Source organism: Rhizobium sp. ZX09, from assembly GCF_017357485.1.
Lineage (GTDB): Bacteria > Pseudomonadota > Alphaproteobacteria > Rhizobiales > Rhizobiaceae > Agrobacterium > Agrobacterium pusense.
In genome coordinates, this window is sequence record NZ_CP031364.1 from 1,889,013 (window position 1) to 1,915,033 (window position 26,021).

The 26,021-nt window shown below is 59.0% G+C and carries 20 protein-coding genes; 14 read left to right on the forward strand and 6 right to left on the reverse strand.

Annotated features, from left to right (window positions below; genetic code table 11):
* Positions 1-4: 4 nt before the first annotated feature.
* Genes BTN45_RS23275 through BTN45_RS23285 form a run of 3 tightly spaced genes read right to left on the reverse strand, consistent with a single transcriptional unit; the run spans position 5 to position 3,056 of the window.
* On the reverse strand, positions 5-847 hold the full coding sequence (locus BTN45_RS23275) for a carbohydrate ABC transporter permease (RefSeq protein ID WP_044458934.1): 843 nt from the start codon (positions 845-847) through the stop codon (positions 5-7).
* A complete protein-coding gene (locus BTN45_RS23280) occupies positions 844-1,785 on the reverse strand; it encodes a sugar ABC transporter permease (protein ID WP_045533932.1) in 942 nt (313 codons plus the stop codon). The genes BTN45_RS23275 and BTN45_RS23280 overlap by 4 nt, the downstream gene beginning before the upstream one ends.
* A 17-nt stretch (positions 1,786-1,802) precedes the next feature.
* The gene (locus tag BTN45_RS23285; RefSeq protein WP_037092597.1) at positions 1,803-3,056 is read right to left on the reverse strand and encodes an extracellular solute-binding protein; all 1,254 of its coding nucleotides are present in this window, start codon (positions 3,054-3,056) and stop codon (positions 1,803-1,805) included.
* 251 nt (positions 3,057-3,307) lie between these two features.
* On the opposite strand from BTN45_RS23285, the gene BTN45_RS23290 reads away from it, so the two are divergent.
* Genes BTN45_RS23290 through BTN45_RS23300 form a run of 3 tightly spaced genes read left to right on the forward strand, consistent with a single transcriptional unit; the run spans position 3,308 to position 7,864 of the window.
* Positions 3,308-4,534 carry an ROK family transcriptional regulator gene (locus BTN45_RS23290; protein WP_100911500.1) on the forward strand — a complete coding sequence of 409 codons (1,227 nt, stop codon included), beginning with the start codon at positions 3,308-3,310 and terminating at the stop codon, positions 4,532-4,534.
* 19 nt (positions 4,535-4,553) lie between these two features.
* Entirely contained in the window at positions 4,554-6,956 is a 2,403-nt protein-coding gene (locus tag BTN45_RS23295; RefSeq protein ID WP_207591368.1) for a PIG-L family deacetylase, read from the forward strand.
* Entirely contained in the window at positions 6,953-7,864 is a 912-nt protein-coding gene (locus BTN45_RS23300; RefSeq protein ID WP_035209532.1) for a DMT family transporter, read from the forward strand. The genes BTN45_RS23295 and BTN45_RS23300 overlap by 4 nt, the downstream gene beginning before the upstream one ends.
* A gap of 10 nt (positions 7,865-7,874) precedes the next feature.
* Here the strand turns inward: BTN45_RS23300 and BTN45_RS23305 are convergent, their stop codons facing one another.
* The gene (locus tag BTN45_RS23305; protein WP_207591370.1) at positions 7,875-8,342 is read right to left on the reverse strand and encodes a hypothetical protein; all 468 of its coding nucleotides are present in this window, start codon (positions 8,340-8,342) and stop codon (positions 7,875-7,877) included.
* A 77-nt stretch (positions 8,343-8,419) separates the two neighbouring features.
* The gene (locus BTN45_RS23310; RefSeq protein ID WP_207591372.1) at positions 8,420-9,307 is read right to left on the reverse strand and encodes an AraC family transcriptional regulator; all 888 of its coding nucleotides are present in this window, start codon (positions 9,305-9,307) and stop codon (positions 8,420-8,422) included.
* A gap of 198 nt (positions 9,308-9,505) precedes the next feature.
* On the opposite strand from BTN45_RS23310, the gene BTN45_RS23315 reads away from it, so the two are divergent.
* The 11 genes from BTN45_RS23315 to BTN45_RS23365 all read left to right on the forward strand — a co-directional run bounded on the left by BTN45_RS23315 (position 9,506) and on the right by BTN45_RS23365 (position 25,010).
* The gene (locus tag BTN45_RS23315; protein WP_207591374.1) at positions 9,506-10,972 is read left to right on the forward strand and encodes an alpha-glucosidase/alpha-galactosidase; all 1,467 of its coding nucleotides are present in this window, start codon (positions 9,506-9,508) and stop codon (positions 10,970-10,972) included.
* Between the two features lie 106 nt (positions 10,973-11,078).
* Complete coding sequence (locus BTN45_RS23320; protein WP_207591377.1) at positions 11,079-13,166, forward strand: ABC transporter substrate-binding protein; 2,088 nt, start codon at positions 11,079-11,081, stop codon at positions 13,164-13,166.
* A 142-nt stretch (positions 13,167-13,308) separates the two neighbouring features.
* Entirely contained in the window at positions 13,309-14,316 is a 1,008-nt protein-coding gene (locus BTN45_RS23325; protein ID WP_004444659.1) for an ABC transporter permease, read from the forward strand.
* A gap of 1 nt (position 14,317) precedes the next feature.
* Positions 14,318-15,454: an ABC transporter permease gene (locus tag BTN45_RS23330; protein ID WP_022563840.1), complete on the forward strand. Its 1,137-nt coding sequence runs from the start codon at positions 14,318-14,320 to the stop codon at positions 15,452-15,454.
* Positions 15,455-15,466: 12 nt separating this feature from the next.
* Positions 15,467-17,134, forward strand: coding sequence for an ABC transporter ATP-binding protein (locus BTN45_RS23335; RefSeq protein WP_153775103.1), 1,668 nt, complete (start codon positions 15,467-15,469; stop codon positions 17,132-17,134).
* Between the two features lie 23 nt (positions 17,135-17,157).
* Complete coding sequence (locus tag BTN45_RS23340) at positions 17,158-18,531, forward strand: alpha-glucosidase/alpha-galactosidase (RefSeq protein ID WP_207591379.1); 1,374 nt, start codon at positions 17,158-17,160, stop codon at positions 18,529-18,531.
* A gap of 414 nt (positions 18,532-18,945) precedes the next feature.
* On the forward strand, positions 18,946-20,010 hold the full coding sequence (locus tag BTN45_RS23345; RefSeq protein ID WP_035209543.1) for an HlyD family efflux transporter periplasmic adaptor subunit: 1,065 nt from the start codon (positions 18,946-18,948) through the stop codon (positions 20,008-20,010).
* 11 nt (positions 20,011-20,021) lie between these two features.
* Positions 20,022-22,790 (forward strand): ribosome-associated ATPase/putative transporter RbbA, encoded by a 2,769-nt coding sequence (gene rbbA / locus BTN45_RS23350; RefSeq protein WP_207591380.1) that lies wholly within the window; start codon positions 20,022-20,024, stop codon positions 22,788-22,790.
* Positions 22,787-23,905: an ABC transporter permease gene (locus BTN45_RS23355; protein WP_035209548.1), complete on the forward strand. Its 1,119-nt coding sequence runs from the start codon at positions 22,787-22,789 to the stop codon at positions 23,903-23,905. The genes rbbA and BTN45_RS23355 overlap by 4 nt, the downstream gene beginning before the upstream one ends.
* A 138-nt stretch (positions 23,906-24,043) precedes the next feature.
* Positions 24,044-24,646, forward strand: coding sequence for a hypothetical protein (locus tag BTN45_RS23360; RefSeq protein ID WP_035209641.1), 603 nt, complete (start codon positions 24,044-24,046; stop codon positions 24,644-24,646).
* A 217-nt stretch (positions 24,647-24,863) separates the two neighbouring features.
* Complete coding sequence (locus BTN45_RS23365) at positions 24,864-25,010, forward strand: DUF1127 domain-containing protein (protein WP_004444643.1); 147 nt, start codon at positions 24,864-24,866, stop codon at positions 25,008-25,010.
* A 496-nt stretch (positions 25,011-25,506) separates the two neighbouring features.
* Here BTN45_RS23365 and BTN45_RS23370 read toward each other — a convergent pair whose 3' ends face one another.
* Positions 25,507-25,950: a response regulator gene (locus tag BTN45_RS23370; RefSeq protein WP_006700295.1), complete on the reverse strand. Its 444-nt coding sequence runs from the start codon at positions 25,948-25,950 to the stop codon at positions 25,507-25,509.
* Positions 25,951-26,021 lie beyond the last annotated feature (71 nt).

A 26,021-nucleotide genomic window follows, 5' to 3' on the forward strand; every position in this document is an offset into this window, starting at 1 on the left:
GATATTATCCTTTCAAGCCCGCCAGCATCACACCGCGCACGATGTAGCGTTGCAGGACGATGAAGACGATGAGGGTGGGGATGGTCGCAATGGCTGCGCCCGTCATGATCATTTCCCACTGGATCTGTTGTTCCACGGCAAAGCTCGAAAGACCGACCGGCAGGGTGTAGAGTTCCTTGCTTGTCGTGACGATCAGAGGCCAGAAGAATGCTGTCCAGTTGCCGAGGAAGGTGAAGATCGCGAGTGCGGAGAGCGCGGGCGTCACCAGCGGCAGGGCGACTTTCCACCAGATCTGGAATTCGTTCAGCCCGTCAACGCGTGCGGCCTCGATGAAGTCGTTCGGAACCGTCTCGAAGAACTGCTTCATCAGGAAGGTGCCGAAGGCCGTCATCATGCCGGGGAACATGATGCCCCAGTAGCTGTCGAGCCAGCCCAGCTGGCTGGACATCAGATACCAGGGAATGACGAGCATTTCGGTCGGGATCATCAGCGTGGACAGGATGGCGAGGAAGATGAAGTAGCGGCCGCGAAACTCGAACTTCGCCAGCGTGTACCCGACCAGACTGTCAAAGAAGCAGTTGGAGACGGTAACGATGACAGCAACCAGCATGGAGTTGAAGAACCAGCGCAGGAAACGTCCGTCGGCCATGACCGTGATATAGTTGGCAAGCGTCGGTGCTGCGGGAATGAGCCTGAGATCATAGACCTGGTCCGCCGTCTTGAACGAGGTCGAGAACATGAATAGTAGCGGCGAAACCATGATCACGCCGCCGATGAACAGCAACGTCCAGGCGAGAATGCGACCGGGGCGGATACGGGCGTGGGAAAGTGGCTTTGCTTCGCTCATTTCTTTTCCCTCAGGACCCAGAGCTGGATCAGCGATACGACGAGAAGAATGGTAAACAGGACGACCGTCTGCGCTGCCGCATAACCCATGGCATAGGAATTGAACGCCGTCTGATAGATCATCAGCACCAGCGGTTTCGTTGAGCCGAGCGGTCCGCCCGGATCATTGGTCGTCATGTTGTAGACCTGGTCGAAGATGCGCAGGAAACCGATGGACGAGAAGACCACGAGGAAGACCGTGGTGGGTTTCAGAAGCGGAAGCGTGATCTTGCGCAGGATCGCCCATTCGCCCAGCCCGTCGATGCGGGCGGCTTCGTAAAATGTCGTTGGAATGGCGCGCAGCCCGGCCATGAAGATGATGATCTGGAAGCCAAGGCCTGCCCAGATGGCTGTCACCATGATCGAATAAAGCGCTTGGTCCGTAGAGCGGATGAAGGGTTGCTGCGGAATGCCGAGAAGTGCGAAGACGTCGTTGATGATGCCGATGGGCGGCGGTTGATAGAACCAGCGCCAGACCCAGGCCATCGCGGCCGCCGTCGTCAGATAGGGCAGGAAATAAAGCGCACGGATGAAACCGTGCAGGATGCGTACGCGGTCGAGATAAAAGGCGATGACGAAGGCGAGCACGAGGCTGATCGGCGTGCCGACGATGAGATACGCGAAGGTGTTCTTGAACACCTTCCAGAATTGCGGGTCTTTGAAGAGCTTGACGTAATTGGCGACGCCGATGAACTTTGCCGGCCTCAGCAGGTCCCAGTTGGTGAAGGACAGATAGAAGGCCTGCAGCGTCGGGTAAAAACGGATGATGCTGTAAAACAGGATAGGGATCGCCAGAAAGCTCCATATCCATAAGAGCCGTTTCGTGCGCATGGAAAGACGGTCCCCAAAGGAGCCGCCGGGGCGGCCGGATACCGCCCCCTGTTGATCTGTCGCTGTCATGATTGGACCTGCGGTTTTCAGGGTTTCGCCGCGTCGATGATTTCCTGCTCGGCCTCGGCGGCCTGCTTGATGGAATCTTCAACCGACTGGCCCTCGAGCAGGACCCGGTTGGTCATGTCAATGGCGTTCTGGCGCTGGGCGGCCTCATCCATGAACAGTGTCGTGTGGGCATATTCCAGACCCTTCAGGAACGGCGCGTAGATCGGGTCCTTCAGGTTTTCTTCGGTCAGCGCTGCGGAGCGTCGCGCCGGCAGTTCGCCCACTGTCTTCAGCCATATCGCCATGGCTTCCGGTGAAGAGATATAGGCGAGGAACTTCTTGGACGCCTCAAGCTCTTCACCCGTTGTCTTGGCGCTGATGCCGTTGGCGAAATAGCTCGCATAGTTGGAGCGGATATTCTTGTCATTGGTCGGAAGTTCGGTCACGCCCCACTCGAAATCCTTGATGGTGCGGAACGAGCCCAGCCGGAAAGTGCCGTCGATGGTCATGCCCGCCTTGCCCGCGCGGAAGGCGGCCTGGCCTTCATCCATGAAACCCGCCTGACCGATCTTTTTTTCGAGCTGCAGACTGGTGTAGAATTTCAGAGCCTGGATGCCCGGCTCGCTATTATATGCGACCTTCTGGTCGTTGTCGGTATAGGGCTCGCCACCATATTGGCGGATGAGCACCTCACGCCACCATTGGTGATCCTGTCCGCCCATATCGAGCGTGGAACCGGCGACGGTGAGATTGCCGGCGGCATCGTGCTTGGCGATCTTTTGCGCGGCGGCGACGAATTCATCGAGCGTCTTCGGCGGATTTGCGGGATCGAGGCCCGCCTCGGTAAAGAGCTTCTTGTTGTAGAACAGTGCAAGCGAACGAACCGCGGTCGGCAGCCCGTAATAGTCCTCGCCGCGTTTCATGGCGCTGACGATCGGGAAAAATTCGCTTTCGATCTTGTCATGCGGGAAAGCGTCTGTTGGCAGTGGCTGCAAAATCCCGCCCGCCGCGAACTTGTCGAGCCAGCCGTAAAACAGCTGCATCACGTCCGGGCCCTTGCCGGACATATTGGCGGCAATCACGCGCGTCTGGTAATCGGCATAAGGGAAGGTTACCTGCTTGACGGTGATGTCGGGATTGGCCTTCTGGAACTGTGCGATCAGCTCGTCCATGGCCTTCACGCGGGTGTCGAAGACATATTGCCAATATTCGATTTCAACCGCCTGCGCGGCGTTGAATGCAAATGTGCTGAAACCGGCAACCAAGCCGGCGAACAGAGTTGCCCTGCGCATGTAAGCCTCCTTTTCCTCCGCCCGGTCTTCCGGATGCGGAGCCATCGTTCCCTTTTCCGCGCTTTCGCGCGCGCTCATCGATTTGCCGGTGGCGGAGTTTCCTCTTCCGCCCGGGCAAGCCTGACCCCCGGTCGCTCTTACGGTTCTCTGAAGGCAGGCATTTGTCAATAAGATAATTTACTTGAATTATTATATTGCGCTTATCGTCGGTTCGACGCTATTAATTTTCTAACAGACGGGAAGTTGAAGAGATGACGGTGCACACGGTGGACGCTTATCCCGTAGCAATCGGAAAAAACCCTGAGCGGAGCCGCGAACATAACAGGCGAGTCGTCCTCGATATTGTCAGGCGGCACGGCTCCCTCGGCCGCGCCCAGATCGCCAAGATCACGCATCTGACGCCGCAGGCGGTCGCCAATATCGTCGATGAACTCATGGGCGAGGAGTTGCTGAAGGAGCTCGGCCGTCGTCGCTCCGGTCGCGGCCAGCCGCCGATCCAGTTTTCGGTCAACCCGGATGGCGGGGCGACGATCGGCGTGGAAATCGCCGCCGACCATATGGTCACCGTCGGTCTTGATCTCGCCGGCGATCTTCGCACGCAGCGCATCACGCCGCTCTCGGACACGACACCGGAAGCCATATTCAAGACCTTTGCCGCCGAGCATGACGCCGTTGCCAAAAATCTAGGCTGCAGGCTGCTCGGCACCGGGGTCGTCATGCCCGGTCCCTTCGAGATCGATGGCATGACTTCGGTGGGACCGACGACGCTTTCCGGCTGGGGCGGCATTGATGCCCGGCAGATGCTGGGCGAAGCCTGCGGCCAGCCGGTCGTGGTTGAAAACGATGCCACGGCTGCAGCAGTCGGGGAGCGGCTGTTTGGTGCTGGTCTGGCGATCCCGAATTTCTGCATGATCTATTTCGGCGTGGGTATCGGCCTCGGCATCATCCAGGATGGCGCGCCCTATCGCGGTGCATTCGGGAATGCCGGCGAAATCGGCCACGTGACTGTTTCGCCGAGGGGAAGGCCTTGTCCTTCCTGCGGGCAGAGAGGGTGCCTGGAGGCTTATGCCTCAGTCTATGTACTGAAGGAAAAGCTTGTATGCGCCGGTGTTGCGGATACGGAACTTGATGATCTGGAGGCCCTGTTCAAGGCAGGCCATCCCGTGGTGAGGGAATGGATCGACGAAGCTGCGGCGCATCTGGCGCCCATGGTGGCGATGCTCGAGAATATTCTCGATCCGCAGACAGTCATTCTCGGCGGCGCTCTGCCTGAGGTCATCATCAGTGAAATCATTGCACGGATGGGGCCTTTGCCGACCTCGGTCGCAAGTCGCAGGCAGCGGGAACTTCCGCGTGTCATCCATGGCAAGTCCGGGCAGTTGACTGCTGCCCTTGGCGCTGCCGCCTTGCCGCTTTTCGATATCGTCACGCCAAAACTTGAGACATCCATGGGAGCCGCAGCGCAGGCACCCGGCTGAATATTGGAGGAGACCGCCCATGCTTACCCCCCGGGAGCGCATCGAACGGCAAATGGCCGATCCGTGGCTCATACGCCTGCATCGCAGGCTGAGCGCGCTGAAGTCCACGGTGACCGTCATGCATACCGGCGCGCATCCGGACGACGAGCAGAACGGGTTGCTTGCCTATTTCCGCATGGAGCTTGGCATGCGTACCATCATCGCCTGCTCGACACGTGGCGAGGGCGGTCAGAATGCGCTGGGGCCGGAAAGACTTGGCGCGCTGGGCGTCATCCGCTCGCGGGAGCTGGAGGAGGCGGCCCGCGTCATCGATGCGGATATCAGCTGGCTCGGCCATGGGCCGGCGGATCTCATTCATGACTTCGGGTTCTCCAAGGATGGCGACCAGACCTTTGGCCGCTGGGGGCAGCAGCGCATCATTGAGCGGCTGGTGCGCGCCTATCGCAAAGAGCGGCCGGATATCGTCATCCCGACCTTTCTCGATGTGCCGGGACAACATGGGCACCACCGCGCCATGACGCGTGCGGCAAAGAGCGCCATCGCGCTGGCGGCGGACCCTGCGGCCTTTCCTGAACATCTTGCAGAGGGGCTGAAGCCGTGGCAGGTGGAGAAATATTACCTTCCCGCGTGGTCGGGCGGTGGTGACACCTATGATGACGAAGTGCCGCCGCCGGAGACGACCGTAACGGTAAATGCTCGCGGCAGGGAGCAGGCGACTGGCGCGCAATATGACCGGATCGGCGAATGGTCGCGTTATTATCACGCTTCTCAGGGAATGGGACATTGGCCTAAGCTGGCGCAAGAGGTCTGGCCGCTGCATCTCGAACTCGCCAGTGATGCAGGGGGCCAAGAACACTCGATCCTCGACGGGCTGCCGTCTTCGTTGTCAGACCTTGCGGTGTTCCCGGGCCTGGATACCGAATTGGCAAAGGCGCTGGTCAAGGCGGAACAGGCGATAAGCGAAGCGATATCAGCCTTTCCCGACAGGCAGCGGATCACGGCGTCACTTCTTGCGGCTGCAGCGCTTTTGCAGACGGTGGACGAATCCGCCACGACGGATTTCACGGAACTGCACGGACATCGGATCAGGCGCAAACGGGCGCAGGTCGATGCCGCCATCCTGACGGCGCTTGATGTTTTCGAGCGGGCCTACGCCGCGCCGGCGGAGATCGTACCAGGTGGAACGTCGGTTCTTTCCGTGGAGCTTTCAGACAAGGCGGCTCACATTGATGTCGAGGTCACCCCGGTCCTGCCATCAGGTGTATCGTCATCCATCCAGTCGCTTGGCGAGAGGCGGGTCTTTACGCTTGTCGCGGATCAGGATGCACCTGTTTCCGGGCTGTATCAGCCTGACTGGAAAGCCATGGGCGGCAATGGCCATGCCTCAGTGCGGCTTTCCGCAACGGTTGAAGGCAGAACGGTTTCGGCCGCCTTCGACCTTGAGGAACCGTTTTTCGTGACGCCGGCGCAGTCGCTGACGATTGCGCCGGACGCTCTTCTGGTTCCCCTCGGACAGGGGCAGGAGGCTCATGTCTTTCAGGCTCATATAAAGGGCGCCGATGCGTCGCTGTCGTTCAGGAATACGGGCGGCTGGAACCTGCGCAAGAACGGCGGCGACTGGATAGCCGAACGTAACGGCGAGGCCAGGGTGGGCCTTGCCCAGATCGAGGCGCTTGTCGGTGCGCAACCCGCTTTTCAGATAACGCCGATCGCTTATCCGCACATCGGTCGGGCAAGGTTTCTGGCGCCGTCCGTTCTGAAAATCCTCTCGCTGGACCTGCAGCTGCCCGAGAAGGCGCGGATCGGCTATGTCGGTGGTGGTGCTGACAGGGTGGGTCTTTGGCTGTCGCGAATGGGACTCGATGTCACCGACCTCGACGCTCAGGCGCTTGGCGGGGACCTGTCATCCTTTACGACGATCGTTATCGGCATCTTCGCCTTCGGCATCCGCAGGGATCTCGCTGCCGAGACGGAGAAACTTCACCGCTTCGTCAAAAACGGCGGTCATCTGGTCACGCTCTATCACCGGCCGACTGACGGATGGAATCCGGAAACGACACCAGTTCGGCGTCTTGAGATCGGCAAGCCTTCCCTGCGCTGGCGTGTGACCGATCCGCAGGCGGAGGTAACGGTGCTCTTGCCCGACCATCCGCTGCTTGCCGGGCCCAACAGGATTGATGCCGCCGACTGGGGGGGCTGGGACAAGGAGCGCGGGCTTTATTTCGCCTCGCGCTGGGATGATGTCTACGAGCCATTGCTCGCCATGCATGATGTCGATGAGCAGCCGCTGAAGGGTGCGCTGGTTTCGGGCGTCATCGGCAAGGGTAGGCATACCCATACCAGCCTCGTGCTGCATCACCAGATGGACAAGCTTGTGCCTGGCGCTTTCCGCCTCATGGCCAATCTTGTGCAACCGGCGTGAATGGCGACGATCAAAGCGAAGAACAGCAAGGCCCTCGCGAAACGGACACCCGCGCGGGCATAGGCTGGCTGTTGCTGGACATGACCCTTGTTGCGGGCGGTATGACCGCGCTCGTCAAGGCGCAAGGCGTCACCTATCCCGCCTTCCAGCTCGTCTTCATCAGGGCGATGATTGGCCTGATGTTCATCCTGCCACTCATCTGGCGGCACCGGGGAGAAATGGCGCGCATCCAATATCCCTGGCGTAACATTTTCCGCATCTGCTGCAATGCCATCGCACTCACCAGCAATTTCATCGCCATCACCCTGTTGCCGCTTGCGACCGTCAATGCCGTTGGTTTTTCCCGGCCATTGGTGACGATGGCGCTGGCTGTCGCCTTTCTTGGCGAAAGCGTGAGCCGCTTTCGCTGGGCGGGAGCCTGTCTTGCGTTTGTCGGCGTTCTGGTCGTCATTGGGCCGGGCGGCGCGGAATTTGGCGTGGGCGTGATCGTTGTGCTGATATCGGTGGTGTTCGGTGCGCTTGCGGTTATCCAGACACGAGCGCTGCGGCGGGAGAACACCACTGTCATGATGGTGTTCTATACGGTGGGCCTCGCCGTCATCACCGCCATTCCGGCAATCTGGACATGGAAGCCGGTTGCGTCATTTGACTGGGTTCCGTTGCTCGGCATCGGATTGCTGGCGCAGATGGGACAATATTGCTTTCTGCGGGCCTATCGTATCGCGGATGCAAGCGTCCTTGCGCCGGTCAGCTATCTGTCGATCCTGTTTGTGACTGCGGTCGGATATTTTCTGTTCGACGAAGTGCCTGAAGCCCGCGTTGTGTTCGGCATCGTCATCATTCTCGTGTCGCTGCAATCGACTGCGCTTGCGGAATATCTCTTGAAAAGGCTGCGCCGCAAAAGATGACGGGCAGGTTCTATCGCGATTGTGCAAGGAGCCGAAGCCTAATCCAGCTCAGCGCCGCAAGTTTCAAACGGTCGTAAAACGAACGGGCAAAACGCACATAGCGCATGATCCAGGCGAGCCAGCCATAGGTGAGAAGCTTTTCCCGGCCGGCATGGTAGATGCGTTCGACAATCAGGAAGGTGGAAAGATGGGCAATGATCGTCAGAACTACCCCCGACTTGAAAGCCCCATGGGCGAAGAGGACGAGGCCGATGATCTTCATCGGTTCCGCAATCGCGAAGGGAACGGCGAGACAGAGTAGAATGGCAAGGCGCGGCAGCTGCGCTATCCGGCTTTCCAGCCGCTGGATGATTTTCAGGTTCGACAGGGCCCTGATGACCGGTCGGTAGAGCGGGCGGAAAATGCCGTCGAGGACCATGGCGAAAACGATGATCGCCCTGAGCGGAAAGAGGAGAATCGTCCGGATTTTGCTGTTCACCTCTGCCAGCCTCCAAAGAAGGTGTAACGCCTATTCTTAATCGCCTGAAACATGTCAAAACCAAGTCCTGTTTCGCGTCAGCCCTGCCTCACACTGGCATACATGCCGGTGGTGCGGAATTCGCTCGGATTGGTGCCGTAAAGCCTGCGGAACACCTTCGAGAAATAGTTCGGATCCTCGAAGCCGCATAGCACCGAGACTTCCTTGATCGGAACGTGGGCTGCAGTCGTCAATAGCTTGGCTGCCCGTCTCAGGCGTCTTTGCAAGACGAATTCCGCCGGCGGCAGGCCTTCGCTTGCGGTGAAGATTCGGGAAAAATGCGCGCGGCTGAGACCCGCCACGGCGGCCAGGTCGCTGACGGAAAGTCGGTCGCCAAGGTGGCTGTCTATATAGCTCAGCACCTGCTGCATCGTGCGATATTCGCCGCCAAAGGAAGGATGCGAGCCGAAGACATCGTCATAAAGCGTCATCGCCGCCTCATAGGCGACAGCCGACGCCGCCCCCGGTGTCTCGGCACCATTGACGAGACGTGAGCAGCATCCGGCGAGATGATCCACCGTTTCCGGCTGCAGCTTGAGGATCGGGCCGGTGACGGAGAGAATGTTGCGGTGGATGCGGAGCGCTTCCTCGCCATTCATTGAAATCCAGAAGAACTCCCACTCCTTGCCATCTTCCAGCCAGTAGCGGTGATTGTGGGGAATGAGCAGCAGCAGGGTTTCGCCGGGCCTGACCACGTAATGACGGTTCTCATAGCGCAGGTTGCCCTGACCGCTGATGCAATATTGCAGGACGGTAAAGGGCGTCTGCCCGCGTTTGCGACCATCCCAGTCGTAAGTACCGCCACGGCGGATTTCGTAGCCGCTGCTGGTCGGCATGGTGTGCAGCGTCTGGCGGCCGCGCGGCAGCGAGACGGTTCGCATGCCGGGTCCCTGATCGATCAAATCCCGCAGCACAAAATTACCCATGAAAGCATAATCCTTCTCTGGTCCTCGTCGGTATTATACGCATAATCCCGATGCGAGGAGACAGCCAGCAGGATATTGTTGCTGAAAAATTGGAGAGGAAGGCCGGTTTTCCGGGATTCTCACGGGTATTTTTCTGCAATGCCATTTTACGATCCTTCGGCCCGTTTCACCCGTTCGATTTGCAACAGAGGTGGCGTTATGAGTTTCAAAATCGCTATTATTGGCGCTGGCAGCGTCGGTTTCACGAAAAAACTGTTCACCGATCTCCTGTGTGTGCCGGAGTTTCGCGATATTGAAGTCGCGCTCACGGATATCAGCCAGCACAATCTCGATATGATCAGGGCGATCCTTGACAAGATCATTGAGGCAAATGGTTTCCCCGTGAAGGTGACCGCCCATACGGACCGCCGCCGGGCGCTGGAGGGCGCGAAATACATCATCAGCTGCGTGCGGGTCGGCGGGCTCGAAGCCTATGCGGACGATATCCGCATTCCGCTGAAATACGGCATCGACCAGTGCGTAGGCGATACAATCTGCGCCGGCGGCATTCTCTACGGTCAGCGCAACATTCCCGTCATTCTCGATTTCTGCAAGGATATCCGCGAGGTTGCGGCACCCGGCGCAAAGTTCCTGAACTATGCCAACCCCATGGCCATGAACACTTGGGCAGCCATCGAATATGGCAAGGTGGATACGGTCGGTCTCTGCCATGGCGTTCAGCACGGGGCGGAACAGATTGCCGAAATCCTCGGTGCGAAATCCCCGGCAGAACTCGATTACATCTGCTCCGGCATCAACCACCAGACATGGTTCATCGATCTGCGGCTCAATGGCCGCAAGATCGGTAAGGAGGAGCTGGTTGCCGCGTTTGAGGCGCATCCGGTCTTCTCGCAGCAGGAGAAGCTTCGCATCGACGTGCTGAAGCGCTTCGGGGTCTATTCGACCGAAAGCAACGGCCATCTCTCCGAATATCTGCCGTGGTATCGTAAGCGGCCAGAGGAAATCGCCCGCTGGATCGACATGTCCGACTGGATTCACGGGGAAACCGGCGGTTATCTCCGCCACTCCACCGAAACGCGCAACTGGTTCGAAACGGAGTTCCCGCAGTTTCTCGCCTCGGCCGACAAGCCGATTGATCCGGCCAAGCGCTCCAACGAACATGCAAGCCATATTCTTGAGGCGCTGGAGACCGGGCGTGTCTATCGCGGCCACTTCAACGTCAAGAACAATGGCGTCATCAGCAATCTGCCGGCGGACGCCATCATCGAATCGCCCGGTTTTGTCGACCGTTTCGGCATCAACATGGTTTCCGGCATCACGTTGCCGGAAGCCTGCGCGGCCACCTGCATGGCGTCCATCAACGTGCAGCGCATGTCGGTCCATGCGGCAGTCACTGGCGATATCGATCTTTTGAAACTCGCCGTGCTGCATGATCCGCTGGTCGGCGCCGTCGCCACGCCGGAGGAGGTCTGGCAGATGGTTGACGAGATGGTTGTCGCTCAGGCGCGCTGGCTGCCGCAATATGCCGATGCCGTTCCGGCGGCGAAGGAGCGACTTGCGAAGTCCAGCGTCAAGACCCGTGACTGGGCGGGTGCCGCGCGCCGCAACGTGCGTTCCATCGAGGAATTGCGGGCCGAGAAATCGGCGCTGAAAAAGGCTGTTTGAAGGAAAAGACATGGGAAAAGGCCGGCGGCGGAAGGGAGTTCGCCGTCCGGTCTCAACGATGAGAGAGGGTCGGCGGTCGAAGAGCTGCCATTTGGGAGGAATGACGATGTTACTTCAACGCAGGATTGGTATCATCTCGGCACTGGGGTTCGGTGTTTCGATGATCGCACTCAATGCGAATGCCTTCGAGACCACTACGCCGCCCGAGCCGCCGCAATTTCCGGCCGAAGGCAAGATCAACTATGTGGCGCGCGACTCGATCCTCGAATTCAAGGCGCTGCCAAGCTACAGCGAACCCGACTGGATTACCGAGAAATTCGAAAAGACCGGCAAGCTGCCGCCGCTGAAAGAGCGCCTGCCCGAGGAGCCGCTGGTCTACAAGGCGGCCAACATGCCTGACGGCGCCGGCGTTTATGGTGACACAATGCGCCATGTGGTCGGCGGCAGGCCGGAGGGCTGGAACTACATTGCAGGCCAGAGCCAGGGCTGGGGCGGCATCGATATCGCCCTTTCCGAATGCCTGACGCGCACCGCCCCGCTGTTCCAGGTGGATGCCAAGGATACCGAGCCGCTGCCTAATCTGGCGAAAAGCTGGGAGTGGTCGGAAGATGGTCACAAGCTGACGATGCATCTCGTCAGGGGTGCCAAGTGGTCCGACGGCCAGCCCTTCAATGCCGATGACGTGATGTTCTACTGGGAAGACGCCGTCATCGATCCGAATGTCTCACCGCTTGGCGGCGGTGCATCGCCTGAGGCTTTCGGTGAGGGAACGACGCTCAAGAAGGTCGATGACTACACCGTCGAATGGACGTTCAAGGCGGCGTTTCCGAAGCAATATCTCTACACCATGGCCTATCCGAGCTTCTGCCCCGGGCCGTCGCATATTCTGAAACCCCAGCATCCGAAATATTCCAAGAACACCTATAATCAGTTCAAAAACGCGTTCCCGCCTGAGTATATGAACATGCCGGTCATGGGCGCATGGGTTCCGGTTTCTTATCGGCCGGATGATCTCATCGTGCTGCGGCGCAACCCCTATTACTGGAAAGTGGACGAGAAAGGCCAGCAGTTGCCCTATCTCAATGAAGTCCATTACAAGCTTTCTACCTGGGCGGACCGCGATGTGCAGGCCGTAGCGGGATCGGGCGATTTCTCCAATCTCGAGCAGCCGGAGAATTTCGTCGCCTCGCTGAAACGCGCCGCTGACCCCAATGCGCCGGCCCGGCTTGCCTTTGGGCCGCGCCTTATCGGGTACAATCTGCAGATGAACTTTTCCGCCAATGGCTGGGGCAATCCGGATGAGCGCGGACAGGCCATTCGTGAGCTGAACCGTAACGAGGTGTTCCGCCAGGCCGTCACCTCCGCTCTTGATCGCAAGGCGATCGGTGACTCGCTGGTGAAGGGGCCTTTCACGGCGATCTATCCGGGTGGCATTTCGTCCGGGACAAGCTTCTATGATCGCTCTTCGACGGTCTATTACCCCTTCAACCTCGAGGCTGCCAAGGCTGCACTGGCTTCGATTGGCCTGAAGGATACGGATGGCGATGGTTTCCTGAATTTCCCCAGGGAAACGCTTGGTGGCCGTAATGTCGAGATTACCCTTCTCGTCAACAACGGGTACGCGACGGACAAGAGCCTTGCGGAAGGTCTCGTTGGCCAGATGGCGAAACTTGGGCTTCGCGTTGTCATCAATAGCCTTGATTCAAACCAGCGTGACGCCGCCCATTATGGCGGGCAGTTTGACTGGCTGGTGCGGCGCAATTCCACCGAGCTTTCATCCGTGGTGCAGAATACTGAGCAACTGGCCCCTGTCGGGCCGCGCACCAGCTGGAACCATCGCGCACCCGAAGGCAAGGAACTGGACCTGATGCCCTTCGAAAAAGACATGGCCGACATTGTGCGCAAGTTCATATCTTCGCAGGACAATGCCGAGCGGGCCGATCTGATGAAGCAGTACCAGAAGGTCTATACGCAGAACCTCTACACGATTGGCCTCACCGAATATCCCGGTGCGCTCATCGTCAACAAGCGGTTCTCCAATGTGCCGCAGGGTACGCCGATCTTCATGTTCAACTGGGCCGAAGACGCCATCATCCGCGAACGCCTGTGGGTCGCGGCCGACAGGCAGGGCAAATACGAACTTTTCCCTGAGCAGCTTCCCGGCAAGCCGGGCGAGGGCGGGCCGATCAACTGAAGCTTCCGGTAAAGGTGCGTAACGCCATTATGTCCGGAAGTACGAAAACCTGAAGAACTCCTCCCGGAGCACACCCGGTACCGGTCGCGCGTGAAGCGCGGCCGGCAACACACGGCCAATCCAAACCGAGGAAGACCGTTCGATGCTGAGATTTCTGACGATACGCGTGGCATCCGCCATTCCGGTGCTGTTGATCCTGAGCGTGGTGACTTTCGCCATCATCCAGGCGCCGCCCGGCGACTACGCCGATTACATCCGCTCGCAGCTGATGAACCAGGGCGGAGCGTCCTTCGAGCAGGCGGAAGCGCAGGCGCAGGCATACCGTATCGAACACGGACTCGATAAGCCGCTCGTTATTCAATATTTCAACTGGATCGGCGGCATCCTCACCCGCGGCGATTTCGGCTACAGCTTTTATTACAACAAGCCGGTCGCCGATGTGGTTGGCGAACGCCTGCCGCGCACTATCGCTCTGGCGCTGGTCTGCCACATCTTCGCATCGGTACTTGGCATCGCCTTCGGCATCTGGGCCGCCACACGGCAATATTCCTGGGTCGACAACCTGCTTTCCACCATTGCCTTCCTCGGCATGACGATCCCGCGCTTCCTGATGGCGCTGATCCTCGTCTACCTCATGGTATTTCATTTCGATGTGTCGGAGATCGGCAGTTTCTTTTCACCGCAATATGGCGGTGCGCCGTGGTCATGGGCGAAATTCGTCGATCTGGTCAGCCACGTCTGGCCGGTCGTCGCCATCGCCGTCTTCGGGGGGCTGGCCTATAATATGCGGGTGATGCGCGGCAATCTGCTCGATACGCTGAATGCGCAATATGTCGAGACGGCGCGTGCCAAGGGCCTTTCGGAAGGCGCCGTCATCATGCGCCATGCGGTGCCGAATGCCGTGCACCCGCTCGTCATGTATCAGGGCGTGGTGCTGCCCTACATGCTGAGCGGCGAGATCGAAACCGCGATCATCTTCGCGTTGCCGACCGTCGGCCCCGCCATCGTCGGCTCCATGGCGGTGGGTGACGTCTATGTCACCGCGACCTTCATGATGGTGCTGGCCGCCACGCTGATCGTCGGCAACATCATCGCCGATATGCTGCTCGCCATGCTCGACCCGCGCGTCCGCGAATTCGGGAGGGCCTGAGATGATGGCGTTTGACGAGATGAAAACCGAAACGGCCGCCGCGGCAAAACCCGACCGCTCCGCCAATGGCAACGAGACCTATCTGGCGCTTGTCTGGCGGCGTCTCAGACGATCCTTCACGGGTATGGTCGGGTTGGTACTGGTGGTGCTGTTGATCCTCATCTCCATTTTTGCGGACTTCTTCGCGCCGATGAACCCGCTTGAAACCCATGGCAGTTTTTCACCGCCGCAGGTGGTTCGGTTCACCGACAAGGACGGCAATTTCAGCCTGGCGCCACGGGTCTATGCCATTGCGGAGACGGAAGAGCTCGATCCGGTCACCTTCCAGCCGATCGTCGGCCCGGATTACGATAATCCCGTCTATCTCGGCTTCTTTGTGAAGGGTGCGGAATACAAACTTCTGGGTCTCATTCCGATGAGCCGGCATTTCTTCGGCTCTACCGATGGCCAGCCCGTGCATTTTCTTGGAACAGACAAGTTCGGGCGCGATGTGCTGTCGCGCGCCATTTATGGCTCGCGCATCTCGCTTGCCATTGCGCTCAGTGTTGTCGCCATCGTTACCGTCATCGGCACCAGCGTCGGGCTGATCTCAGGCTATTTCGGCGGGCCGCTGGATGCCTGGGTGCAGCGTTTCGTGGAGGTGGTGCTCGCTTTCCCGCAATTGCCTCTCTATCTCGCGCTGACTTCTCTTATTCCGGTCACCGCACCAACCACCGTGTTCCTCGTCTTTGTGGTCGGCGTCATGTCGGCGCTGGGCTGGGCGCAGATGTCGAGGGAGGTGCGCGGCAAGACGCTGGCTTTGGCGCGGATCGATTATGTCCGGGCGGCGATCGCTGTTGGCGCCACCGACAGGCGTATCATCTTCCAGCACATCCTGCCGAATGTGATGAGCCATGTGATCGTCGCGGTGACCTTGCATATTCCAAGCGTCGTGCTGCTCGAATCCTTCCTCGGTTTCCTCGGCTTTGCGGTAAAGCCGCCGCTGATCTCCTGGGGGCTGATGCTGCAGGATACCGCTACTTATTCGGTCATAGGTTCCTATCCCTGGATTCTTGCACCGGTTGGTTTCGTGCTGGTCACCGTCTTTGCCTTCAACGCGCTGGGCGACGGCCTGCGCGATGCCGTCGATCCCTATTGAGAGGAGCGTGACATGGTAGCTGCCCTGAACAACACCTTCGCCCCCGCCATCCGCTTCGACGCGGATGATCGTCAGGATAACGCCATCATCGATGCCCGCAACATTGCCGTGACCTTCAAGGTGGAGCACGGAATGGTGGAGGCCGTGAAGGACATTTCCTTCCAGCTTTACCGGGGTGAGACCATCGCCATCGTCGGCGAATCCGGTTCGGGAAAATCAGTGACAGCCCGCACCGTCATGGGCTTGTTGACCAAGCGCGCCACAGTCGCGAAATCGGCAGTCGTCCGGTTCAACGGCGACGACATCCTGAAATTCTCGTCGCGCCAGCGCCGGGCGCTGCGCGGCAATCGCATCTCGATGATCTTTCAAGAGCCGATGAGTTCGCTGAACCCGATCTATACGATCGGCAGCCAGATTGTAGAGGCAATCCGCGTCCACTCGAAATTGAGCAAGAAGCAGGCAGAGGCGAGGGCGCTCGATCTGCTGCGTCAGGTGCAGATACCGGAGCCGGAAGCGCGGCTCAAACAATATCCGCACCAGCTTTCCGGCGGCCAGCGCCAACGCGTTATGATCGCCATGGCGCTCTCCAATGATCCTGACGTGCTGATTGCCGACGAACCCACCACTGCGCTCGATGTGACGGTACAGGCGCAGATACTCAACCTCATCCGGGATCTCCAGAAGAAGCGCGGCATGGCCGTAGTGCTCATCACCCATGACCTGACGATCGTGAAGCAGTTTTCCGATTACGTCTATGTCATGCAGCACGGCGAGATGCGTGAGCACAATACCACGGAGCGGCTGTTTGCAGCGCCGCAGCATCCCTACACGAAAAGGCTGCTTGCTTCCGAACCTCGGGGCACGGCAAAGCCGCTGCCGGAGAACTCCGGCGTCCTCCTGACGGCAAGCGGCGTGCGCGTCTCCTTCATGATGCGATATGGCGGCCTGTTCAAACCAGAACTCAAGGAGCTGATAGCGGTCGACAGCCTCGGCTTGACGCTCAGGCGGCACGAGACACTGGGGCTCGTGGGTGAATCCGGCTCCGGCAAGACGACCTTCGGCCAGTCCCTGCTCCGGTTGAACGAGCCTGTCGGAGGCGAGGTTGTTTTTGACGGTCAGAGGGTCGATGGCCGTTCCCGGGCTGAAATGCGGCCTCTGCGGTCGCGCATGCAGATCGTCTTCCAGGATCCGTTTGCCTCGCTAAACCCGCGCATGACCATTGGCCAGATCATCGAGGAAGGCCTCATCATCAACGGTCTCGGCAAAACGAAGGCCGAGAGGCTGGACCGGGTGCGCGACGCGCTGGAGGCGGCGGGTATGCCCGGCAACATCCTCTCGCGTTTCCCGCATGAATTCTCCGGCGGCCAAAGACAGCGCATCGCGATTGCGCGTGCCGTCGCGCTGGAGCCGGAATTCATCCTCCTCGATGAGCCGACCTCCGCACTCGATCTTTCCGTGCAGGCGCAGATCATCGATCTCCTGCGCAAGCTGCAGGATGAGCGTGGCTTGAGCTACCTGTTCATCTCCCACGACCTGAAAGTGGTCCGCGCCCTCTGCCACCGCGTCATCGTCATGCAGCGCGGGCGGATTGTCGAAGAGGGGCCTGTCGAGGACGTGCTCAGTCAGCCGAAAACTGAATATACACAGCGGCTTGTGCGAGCCGCTTTCGAAATCGCTTGAATTCCCAATTGCCGGAGGTAGACATGGCAAGAGATCCCAAGATTGCATTCATCGGCGCAGGTTCCACGGTGTTCATGAAGAACATCATCGGTGACGTGCTGCAGCGTCCGGCCCTTTCCGGCGCCACAATCGCGCTGATGGATATCAACCGTGAAAGGCTGGAAGAAAGCGCCATCGTCGTCAACAAGCTGATTTCGACGCTCGGTGCAAAGGCGAAGGCCGAGACCTATACCGACCAGAAAAAGGCGCTTTCCGGCGCGGATTTTGTTATCGTGGCGTTCCAGATCGGCGGATACGAGCCGTGCACGGTCACTGATTTCGAAGTGCCGCGTAAGTATGGGCTGCGCCAGACCATTGCTGACACACTTGGCGTCGGCGGCATCATGCGCGGCTTGCGCACCGTGCCTCACCTCTGGAAGATTTGCGAGGACATGCTGGCCCTCTGCCCGAACGCCATCATGTTGCAATATGTAAATCCCATGGCGATAAACACCTGGGCGATTGCCGAAAAATACCCGACGATCCGGCAGGTGGGTCTTTGCCATTCCGTGCAGGGCACGGCGATGGAACTCGCCCATGATCTCGATATTCCCTATGAGGAAATCCGCTACCGTTCGGCCGGTATCAACCATATGGCGTTTTTCCTGGAATTCGAGCATCGCCAGCCCGATGGCAGCTACAGGAGCCTCTACCCCGATCTCGTGCGCGCCTATCGCGAAGGCCGCGCGCCAAAACCCGGCTGGAACCCACGCTGCCCCAACAAGGTGCGGTACGAGATGCTGACGAGGCTCGGTTATTTCGTCACCGAAAGCTCCGAGCATTTCGCGGAATACACGCCCTATTTCATCAAGGAGGGGCGCGAAGACCTGATCGAGAAATTCGGCATTCCGCTCGATGAATATCCCAAGCGCTGCATCGAACAGATCGAGCGCTGGAAGGGCCAGGCGGCCGCCTATCGCTCGGCCGAAAAGATCGAGGTCAAGCAGTCGAAGGAATATGCCTCCTCGATCATCAATTCGGTCTGGACCGGCGAGCCCTCCGTCATCTACGGCAACCAGCGCAATAATGGATGCATCACCTCGCTGCCATCGGATTGCGCGGCGGAAGTGCCGTGCCTGGTCGATCATAACGGCGTGCAGCCCACCTTCATCGGCGAGTTGCCACCGCAGCTCACCGCGCTGATGCGCACCAACATCAATGTTCAGGAGCTGACCGTGCGGGCGTTGATGAGCGAAAACCGCGACCACATCTTTCACGCTGCGATGATGGACCCGCATACTGCGGCGGAACTCGATCTCGATCAGATTTGGTCCTTGGTGGACGATCTGCTGCTGGCCCATAGTGACTGGCTGCCGGAATGGACGCAGGCGGAGGTGAAACGGGCGCGGGCTGTGTAAACATCATCGCCCTCAATAACGGATCGGAGGTGTGCAGCGAGCCCACATCATCCTTTCGCAAGCGCTATCGAAGACCCTACTCTGTCATTCTCGGGACAAGCTCGAGGATGACGTCCGATTGTCGAGGGGATGGCGCGGCATCGGTATGATCGCTTGGTACCGTCGGTGTTCTCAAAGGTGAGCCGGTTAACTGCCGGCGAACGGGGGCGCCTTGATGACGCTCTCCATTAAATCCTTTCGCCGCTTGACTTGTGTCAAGGCTGCAGGCCGCTCTCTGGCGTAGACAGTCCCGGAAACCGGTTATTCCGCTTTCAGTGCGGGAAATACCAGGTACGAATTATGAACGTGATGGTGGCTGGCTTCTTCGGTTTTATCGTACTACGGTTGAAACTGAAGGGTTCATGGGGAAGACGGATGTCTAAAAAGGGCTTGCTCATTGGTCTGGCGGTTGTGGTTCTGGCCGTGGCCGGCTATTTCGCCTGGTCGAAGCTGACGGCCGAGGGCCTGCCTTCGGGATTCGTGGCCAGTAACGGTCGCATCGAGGCCGTCGAGATCGATATCTCCACCAAGACCGCCGGCCGCCTTCAGGATATTATGGTCCGCGAGGGTGATTTCGTGAAGGCCGGACAGGTTCTGGCGCAGATGGATACGGCCCAGCTGGAGGCGAGGAAACGCCAGGCGGAAGCACAGCTTCGCCGTGCGAAAATAGCAATCGACACGGCCCACAGTCTTGTCGCCCAGCGTGAAGCGGAAAAGACGTCGGCGCTTGCGGTGGTGGAACAGCGCAAGGCCCAGCTCGATTCCGCCTCCAAGACCAATGCACGCTCGAAACAATTGCTGACGGGCAATGCGGTCTCGCAGCAGATCGTTGATGACAGCGAGGCCGCCGAGCAGTCCGCCCGCGCAACGCTCGCCTCTGCGCAGGCCTCGCTTGCGGCTTCCGACGCCGCGATCAACGCCGCCAAGGCGCAGATCGTCGACGCCGAAGCGGCGGTAGACGCCGCACAGGCTGACATCGAGAGCATCGAGACTGACATAGCCGATGCGACGCTGAAATCGCCCCGCGACGGTCGCGTGCAATATCGCATCGCCCAGCCCGGAGAAGTGCTTTCCGCCGGTGGACGGGTTCTGAACCTCGTCGATCTCGGCGACGTCTATATGACGTTTTTCCTGCCAACGGCCGAGGCTGGCCGCACGTCCATGGGGTCTGATGTTCGACTGATACTGGATGCCGCCCCCCAATACACCATTCCGGCAAAAGTGTCCTTCGTCGCGGATGTCGCGCAGTTCACACCGAAAACGGTGGAGACCGAAGAGGAACGCCAGAAGCTGACATTCCGGGTAAGGGCGCAAATCCCCCAGGCACTTCTGCAGAAATATATTCAATATGTGAAAACCGGGCTGCCCGGCATGGCCTATGTCCGGCTTGATCCGGAGGCCGCCTGGCCGGAGAATCTCGAACGCAATCTCGTCAAGTGAGGGTGGCCGCTATGGTCGCGCCTCCCGAAACGAATGACAGAAACGCACCCGTTGCGCGATTGACCGATGTGCGGTTGACCTTCGGAAGCACGGTTGCGCTGGACGACATATCGGTCGAGATACCCGCCGGGCTGATGATAGGGCTCATCGGGCCTGACGGCGTAGGCAAATCGAGCCTGTTGTCGCTGGTCTCGGGCGCGCGCGCCATCCAGAAGGGCAAGGTGGAGGTTCTAGGCGGCGACATGTCCGATCCGCGCCACCGCGAGGATACCTGCCCGCGTATCGCCTATATGCCGCAGGGCCTTGGCAAGAACCTCTATCCCACCCTGTCGGTCTTTGAAAACATCGACTTTTTCGGGCGGCTGTTCGGACAGGACGCAAGGGAACGGCAGGCGCGTATCGCCGAATTGCTCAAGAGCACCGGCCTCGAACCTTTTGCCGATCGTCCCGCGATGAAGCTCTCCGGGGGCATGAAACAGAAGCTGGGGCTCTGCTGCGCGCTCATCCACGACCCGGACCTGCTGATCCTGGACGAGCCGACGACAGGCGTTGATCCTTTATCGCGGCGGCAGTTTTGGGAACTGATCGACTCTATCCGTGCCGGGCGTCCGGGCATGAGCGTCATCGTCGCAACGGCTTATATGGAGGAGGCCGCCGGTTTTGACTGGCTGGTTGCCATGGATGGCGGCAAGATTCTAGCCACCGGCTCGCCCGCCGAACTTCTCGACCGCACCGCGGCACCCAATCTCGACGCCGCCTTCATCGCGCTTCTTCCCGAAGAAAAGCGCAAGGATCACCACGAAGTCCATATCGCGCCACGAAAGCCGACCGGTGAGGGTGATTATGCCATCGAGGCATCCCACCTTAGCATGCGTTTCGGCGATTTCACCGCCGTCGACAATGTCAGCTTCAAGATTCCGCGCGGCGAGATTTTTGGCTTTCTCGGCTCCAATGGCTGCGGAAAATCCACCACCATGAAGATGCTGACGGGCCTTCTGGCCGCCAGCGAAGGAGAGGCGAAGCTCTTCGGACACAAGGTGGATGCGAGCGACATGGCGATCCGCCACCGCGTCGGTTACATGAGCCAGGCCTTCTCGCTCTATTCGGAACTGACGGTGCGGCAGAACCTTGATCTGCACGCCCGCCTGTTCAAGCTGCCGGAAGAGGCAATTCAACCGCGTATCGCCGAAATGGCGGAGCGTTTCGATCTTGGCGCGGTCATGGACACGCTGCCGGACGACCTGCCGCTTGGCATCCGGCAGAGGCTGTCGCTGGCGGTGGCGATGATCCATTCGCCCGATATTCTCATCCTCGATGAGCCGACCTCTGGTGTCGACCCGGTGGCGCGGGACGGCTTCTGGCAAATCCTCGCCGATCTCTCGCGCAACGATAATGTCACCATCTTCATCTCCACCCATTTCATGAACGAGGCGGAGCGCTGCGACCGGATTTCGCTGATGCACGCCGGCAAGGTGTTGATCAGCGATACGCCCGAGGCGATCACCAGAAGCCGTAATGCCGCAACACTTGAAGAGGCTTTCGTCGCCTATCTGGAAGATGCTTCCGGGGTTACGAGGGACGCGCCTGCGACAGCATCTGTGGCAGCAGCGGACGTGCAGGTGACGCAACATGCGGCGCCCACCCGAAAGAGATTTTTCGATTTCAGGCGCATGTTCAGCTATACGCGCCGCGAGGCACTGGAACTGCAGCGCGATCCCATTCGCGGCACGCTGGCCGTGCTCGGCAGCGTCATCCTGATGTTCGTCATCGGATACGGCATCAATCTCGATGTCGAGGACCTGACTTTCGCGGTGCTGGATCGCGACGATTCCACCATCAGCCGCGATTACGTGCTCGACATTGCCGGCTCCCGTTATTTCATCGAGAAGGAACCTATCCGGGACTATGCCGATATGGACCGGCGGATGCGTGATGGCGAACTGAGCCTTGCCATAGAAATTCCTCCTGGCTTTGGCCGCGATGTCTTGCGCGGCAAGACTGTGGAGGTAGGGGCGTGGATAGACGGCGCCATGCCGCAGCGGGCGGAGACCGTTCGCGGTTACGTGCAGGGCATGCATCAGACATGGCTGGCGCGGAAGGCCGCCGAAATTTACGGCAGCGCGGCCACGCAAAGCAGCTTCAGCATCGAAACGCGCTATCGTTACAATCCCGACGTCAAGAGCCTTGTCGCCATGGTGCCGGCGGTCATTCCGCTGCTTCTCATGCTCATCCCCGCAATGCTGGCGGCCCTCAGCGTCGTCAGGGAAAAAGAGCTCGGTTCGATCGTCAATCTATACGTGACGCCGACCACGCGGCTGGAATTCCTGATCGGCAAGCAGCTTCCCTATGTCGCCCTTGGCATGCTCAATTTCGTGCTTCTGACGGCATTTGCGGTCTTCATCTTTCAGGTGCCGTTCACCGGAAGTTATCTCGCTTATGCGACGGGCGCGCTGCTCTATGTCATCATCGCCACATCCATCGGCCTCCTCATGTCTTCCTTCATGAAGAGCCAGATTGCGGCAATCTTCGGCACGGCTCTTCTGACGCTCATTCCGGCGACGCAATATTCGGGCATGATCGATCCCGTCTCGTCGCTGCAAGGGGCGGGCGCCTTTATCGGCAACGTCTATCCTGCCACCTATTTCATGACCATTTCGCGCGGAACTTTCTCCAAGGGCCTGGATTTCGCCGGACTTTCCGGCTCGTTTCTACCGCTTCTCATCGCCATTCCACTGCTCCTCATTGCCGGCGCTGCACTTTTGAGAAAGCAGGCGTCATGAGGCTTTTTTCGTCCAACATCTTCCAGCTCGGCATAAAGGAACTGCGCGGTCTCGCGCGAGACGGAATGCTGATGCTGCTTATCGTCTATGCCTTCACGCTGCAGATCTATACCGGTTCCAGCGCGCTGCCGGAGACGCTGAACAACGCGGCCATCGCCATTGTCGATGAGGATCAGTCGCCGCTTTCCAGCCGCATCAGCACGGCGTTTTATCCGCCCTATTTCTCCCCGCCGAAGCAGATTTCCATCGCTGAAATGGACAAGCGCATGGATGCGGGCCTCGATACCTTCGCGCTCAACATTCCCCCGGATTTCCAGCGCCGGCTGATGGCCGGACAGCAGCCGGCCATCCAGCTCAATATCGACGCTACCCGCATGAGCCAGGCTTTCAGCGGTGGCGGTTATGTGCAGAGCATCGTGACGAGCGAAATACAGGAGTATGTCGACCGCTATCGCGGCGCGACCTCGGTGCCGGTGGACCTCACGCTACGTTCCCGCTTCAATCCGGAACTGGACAAGTCCTGGTTCGGCTCGATCAACAACATCATCACCGCCATTACCATGCTATCCATCGTGTTGACGGGCGCGGCGCTCATTCGCGAGCGAGAACACGGAACGGTCGAGCATCTGCTGGTCATGCCGGTGACGCCGCTGGAAATCATGCTCAGCAAGGTGTGGTCCATGGGGCTGGTCGTGCTGGTGGCCTCTGCATTTTCCCTGTTCGTGGTGGTGAGGGGCCTGCTTGCCATTCCCATCGAAGGCTCGCTTTCTCTTTTCCTGCTCGGAACGGCATTGCAACTCTTCGCCATGACTTCCATGGGAATTTTTCTCGCGACAGTCGCCGGGTCCATGCCGCAATTCGGCATGTTGCTGATCCTGTTTTTGTTGCCGTTGCAGGTGCTGTCCGGCGCCATGACGCCTCGCGAAAGCATGCCTGATATCATCCAGTACATCATGCTTCTTGCGCCAAACACCCATTTCATCATCCTGGCGCAATCGGTGCTTTTCAGAGGGGCGGGGCTGGATGTGGTCTGGCCGCAACTGCTTGCGCTGCTTGCCATCGGCTCGGCTCTTTTCGTTTTTGCGCTTCGCCGGTTCAGGCGTTTCCTGCGCTGACAGCATCGGAATCATGCGCATGTTTCAGCCGATTCCACGCAAGTTGAATTAATTGTGTTCGGTAACGGTATGTTCGCCTTCCGCGTTTATGCCTATGAGGACGGCAGGGTAAAGCGGGCTTTGTTCAGGAGTAGCACGATGAATATTGCAGCACGTCTGTCGACTGCAGCCATGGTCGCACTGGCTGCCACATCATCTTTCGCGTCGGAGGATATGACCTCTGAGACGAGTGAGGCGATATTCGGCTTCGCTGGCGCCATGACAAAAGAAGACATGCTGAAAAGCGCGGCGCTTATTCCCGTGGACTATGAAAGAAACGCTGTCATCGGCGGCGGCTATCAGTTCTATCCTTACCGTATCGGCAACATAAAACTGGGCGGTGAGGTCGGCATGGCCGTCAGGTTCGGCAAGGGCTTCACCGGCGAGGTGTGGGCGGGCCCGGTCGCGCGTTATGAACAGATCAGGCTTGGAGAGCGACTGTTCATCACCCCAAGTTTTACAGCAGGGCTCAGCCTTGTTACGGATGCGCAGCCCGGCCGCGAGCGCGAACAGGAAATCAAGGACGACGGCAACGCCAATGTCCTTTTTTATCTGGGGCCGGAAATCAACGTGTCTTTCAGCGAGGGTTCCTCGACGGAATTCTTCTGGCGCCTCCACCACCGTTCCGGTGGCGGCAAAACACTTGGCAACATGAAGGGCGCCACAAACGCCAACGTGTTCGGAGTCCGCTACAAGTTCTAAGCCGCCGCGACGTTATAAGGTCCTGCGAACTGTCTGAATTTCAGCCACGTTTCTGTTTCAACGCAAACCGGCGCCGGCAACCCTTGCGTCTGACGCATGGGTGGATTGCCTTATTCTGCCTGTTAATTCCCCATTGGAAAGCGCATATAGAGGTCATCGAAGGACGCCGGAACGAAAACGTTACTGACGTCACCTAAACCTCAGAAAGGGTAATGTCATGAACGTAGCACGCAGCTTCAACAATTGGCGCAAATATCGTCAGACCATCACCGAACTCGGCCGCATGAGCACCCGTGAACTGCACGATCTCGGTATCGATCGCAGCCAGATCACCAGTGTCGCTCGCGCCGCTGTTGGCAAGTAAATAGGGCGATACCGCCACATTCTGAATGCTTCAACGCCCGCTTTGCGGGCGTTTTTGTTTGGTTTGAAAATGAAGGCACTTCATTGGGGGTGTCTGACAGCGAGGCGGCGCTCCCACCGGATGCGCCGCATTGTTCTCGATTGCTGTCGAGGTTCCGTGCAGGTTGGGAAATCGGTAAAGGCCGGATCCGCGATAAGCGGGTGAGTGCCCGGTATCTTCCTTCGTGACGGACGCCATGCGCTCAGCGCATATCTGTGCTGCAACCTTGTGCCTGTCAAATGCGCAGGGAAATGGTATGTTCCTCTCATCGAAACGGATGTACCTCCTCCCACATCCTTTTCGTAAAGCGGGTGATCCTACTCCTCCTCCCAAAGGATTGCCCCGGGGACAGCGGTTTTCCTCCTCCCATATCGCTGTTCATCTTTTCAGAAAGCCTGCCGCACCTCCTCCCGCGGCAGGCTTTTTTGTTTTTGACCGTTTTCCGTGTTGGTATATCTCAGTCGAATGCCATCATGCCGATGGGCGTCACGGCACGGGTGCCTGCGCGTCTGGCGAGTGCATAAGTGAGGCATTGTTCGACTGCATCCTGCGGAACGGGCTTGGCGATGACGCCGGCACCGATGCCGAGATTAACCACGACCTCGGGGTTTGCGGTCATGAAGATGACCACCACACCGTGCTCTTCGGAAAGCCGTCGCCCGATTTCCGGCCCGGTTTGTCCATCGGCAAGATTGACGTCGACAAATGCAATATCGGCGCGGCGGCCAAGTGCCACGGCATCATCCAGCTTGTTGGCGATACCGATGACGTCTGCCTCTTCATCCGCCTGAAGAATGGAATCCTCTATGTCCATGGCGATGAGGAACTCGTCTTCCACGATCAGTACCCGCGGCTGCTCCATGCGGAAGCCGGGTTCACTCTGCAAAACGTCTGCCAACATATGCCTGCCTCCATTGAGTACGCTACCAAGCACCGAACTGAAAAAATACGCCGCGGTTTGGGGTCGTCTGG

Bases quoted from the DNA above. Each gene is read 5' to 3' on its own strand.
- BTN45_RS23295 (WP_207591368.1), top strand. From the start codon at position 4,554: ATGCTTACCCCCCGGGAGCGCATCGAACGGCAAATGGCCGATCCGTGG.
- BTN45_RS23290 (WP_100911500.1), top strand. From the start codon at position 3,308: ATGACGGTGCACACGGTGGACGCTTATCCCGTAGCAATCGGAAAAAAC.
- rbbA (WP_207591380.1), top strand. From the start codon at position 20,022: ATGGTCGCGCCTCCCGAAACGAATGACAGAAACGCACCCGTTGCGCGA.
- BTN45_RS23320 (WP_207591377.1), top strand. From the start codon at position 11,079: ATGTTACTTCAACGCAGGATTGGTATCATCTCGGCACTGGGGTTCGGT.
- BTN45_RS23370 (WP_006700295.1), bottom strand. From the start codon at position 25,950: ATGTTGGCAGACGTTTTGCAGAGTGAACCCGGCTTCCGCATGGAGCAG.
- BTN45_RS23340 (WP_207591379.1), top strand. From the start codon at position 17,158: ATGGCAAGAGATCCCAAGATTGCATTCATCGGCGCAGGTTCCACGGTG.
- BTN45_RS23335 (WP_153775103.1), top strand. From the start codon at position 15,467: ATGGTAGCTGCCCTGAACAACACCTTCGCCCCCGCCATCCGCTTCGAC.
- BTN45_RS23360 (WP_035209641.1), top strand. From the start codon at position 24,044: ATGAATATTGCAGCACGTCTGTCGACTGCAGCCATGGTCGCACTGGCT.
- BTN45_RS23355 (WP_035209548.1), top strand. From the start codon at position 22,787: ATGAGGCTTTTTTCGTCCAACATCTTCCAGCTCGGCATAAAGGAACTG.
- BTN45_RS23345 (WP_035209543.1), top strand. From the start codon at position 18,946: ATGTCTAAAAAGGGCTTGCTCATTGGTCTGGCGGTTGTGGTTCTGGCC.
- BTN45_RS23325 (WP_004444659.1), top strand. From the start codon at position 13,309: ATGCTGAGATTTCTGACGATACGCGTGGCATCCGCCATTCCGGTGCTG.
- BTN45_RS23365 (WP_004444643.1), top strand. From the start codon at position 24,864: ATGAACGTAGCACGCAGCTTCAACAATTGGCGCAAATATCGTCAGACC.
- BTN45_RS23285 (WP_037092597.1), bottom strand. From the start codon at position 3,056: ATGCGCAGGGCAACTCTGTTCGCCGGCTTGGTTGCCGGTTTCAGCACA.
- BTN45_RS23275 (WP_044458934.1), bottom strand. From the start codon at position 847: ATGAGCGAAGCAAAGCCACTTTCCCACGCCCGTATCCGCCCCGGTCGC.
- BTN45_RS23280 (WP_045533932.1), bottom strand. From the start codon at position 1,785: ATGACAGCGACAGATCAACAGGGGGCGGTATCCGGCCGCCCCGGCGGC.
- BTN45_RS23315 (WP_207591374.1), top strand. From the start codon at position 9,506: ATGAGTTTCAAAATCGCTATTATTGGCGCTGGCAGCGTCGGTTTCACG.
- BTN45_RS23310 (WP_207591372.1), bottom strand. From the start codon at position 9,307: ATGGGTAATTTTGTGCTGCGGGATTTGATCGATCAGGGACCCGGCATG.
- BTN45_RS23330 (WP_022563840.1), top strand. From the start codon at position 14,318: ATGATGGCGTTTGACGAGATGAAAACCGAAACGGCCGCCGCGGCAAAA.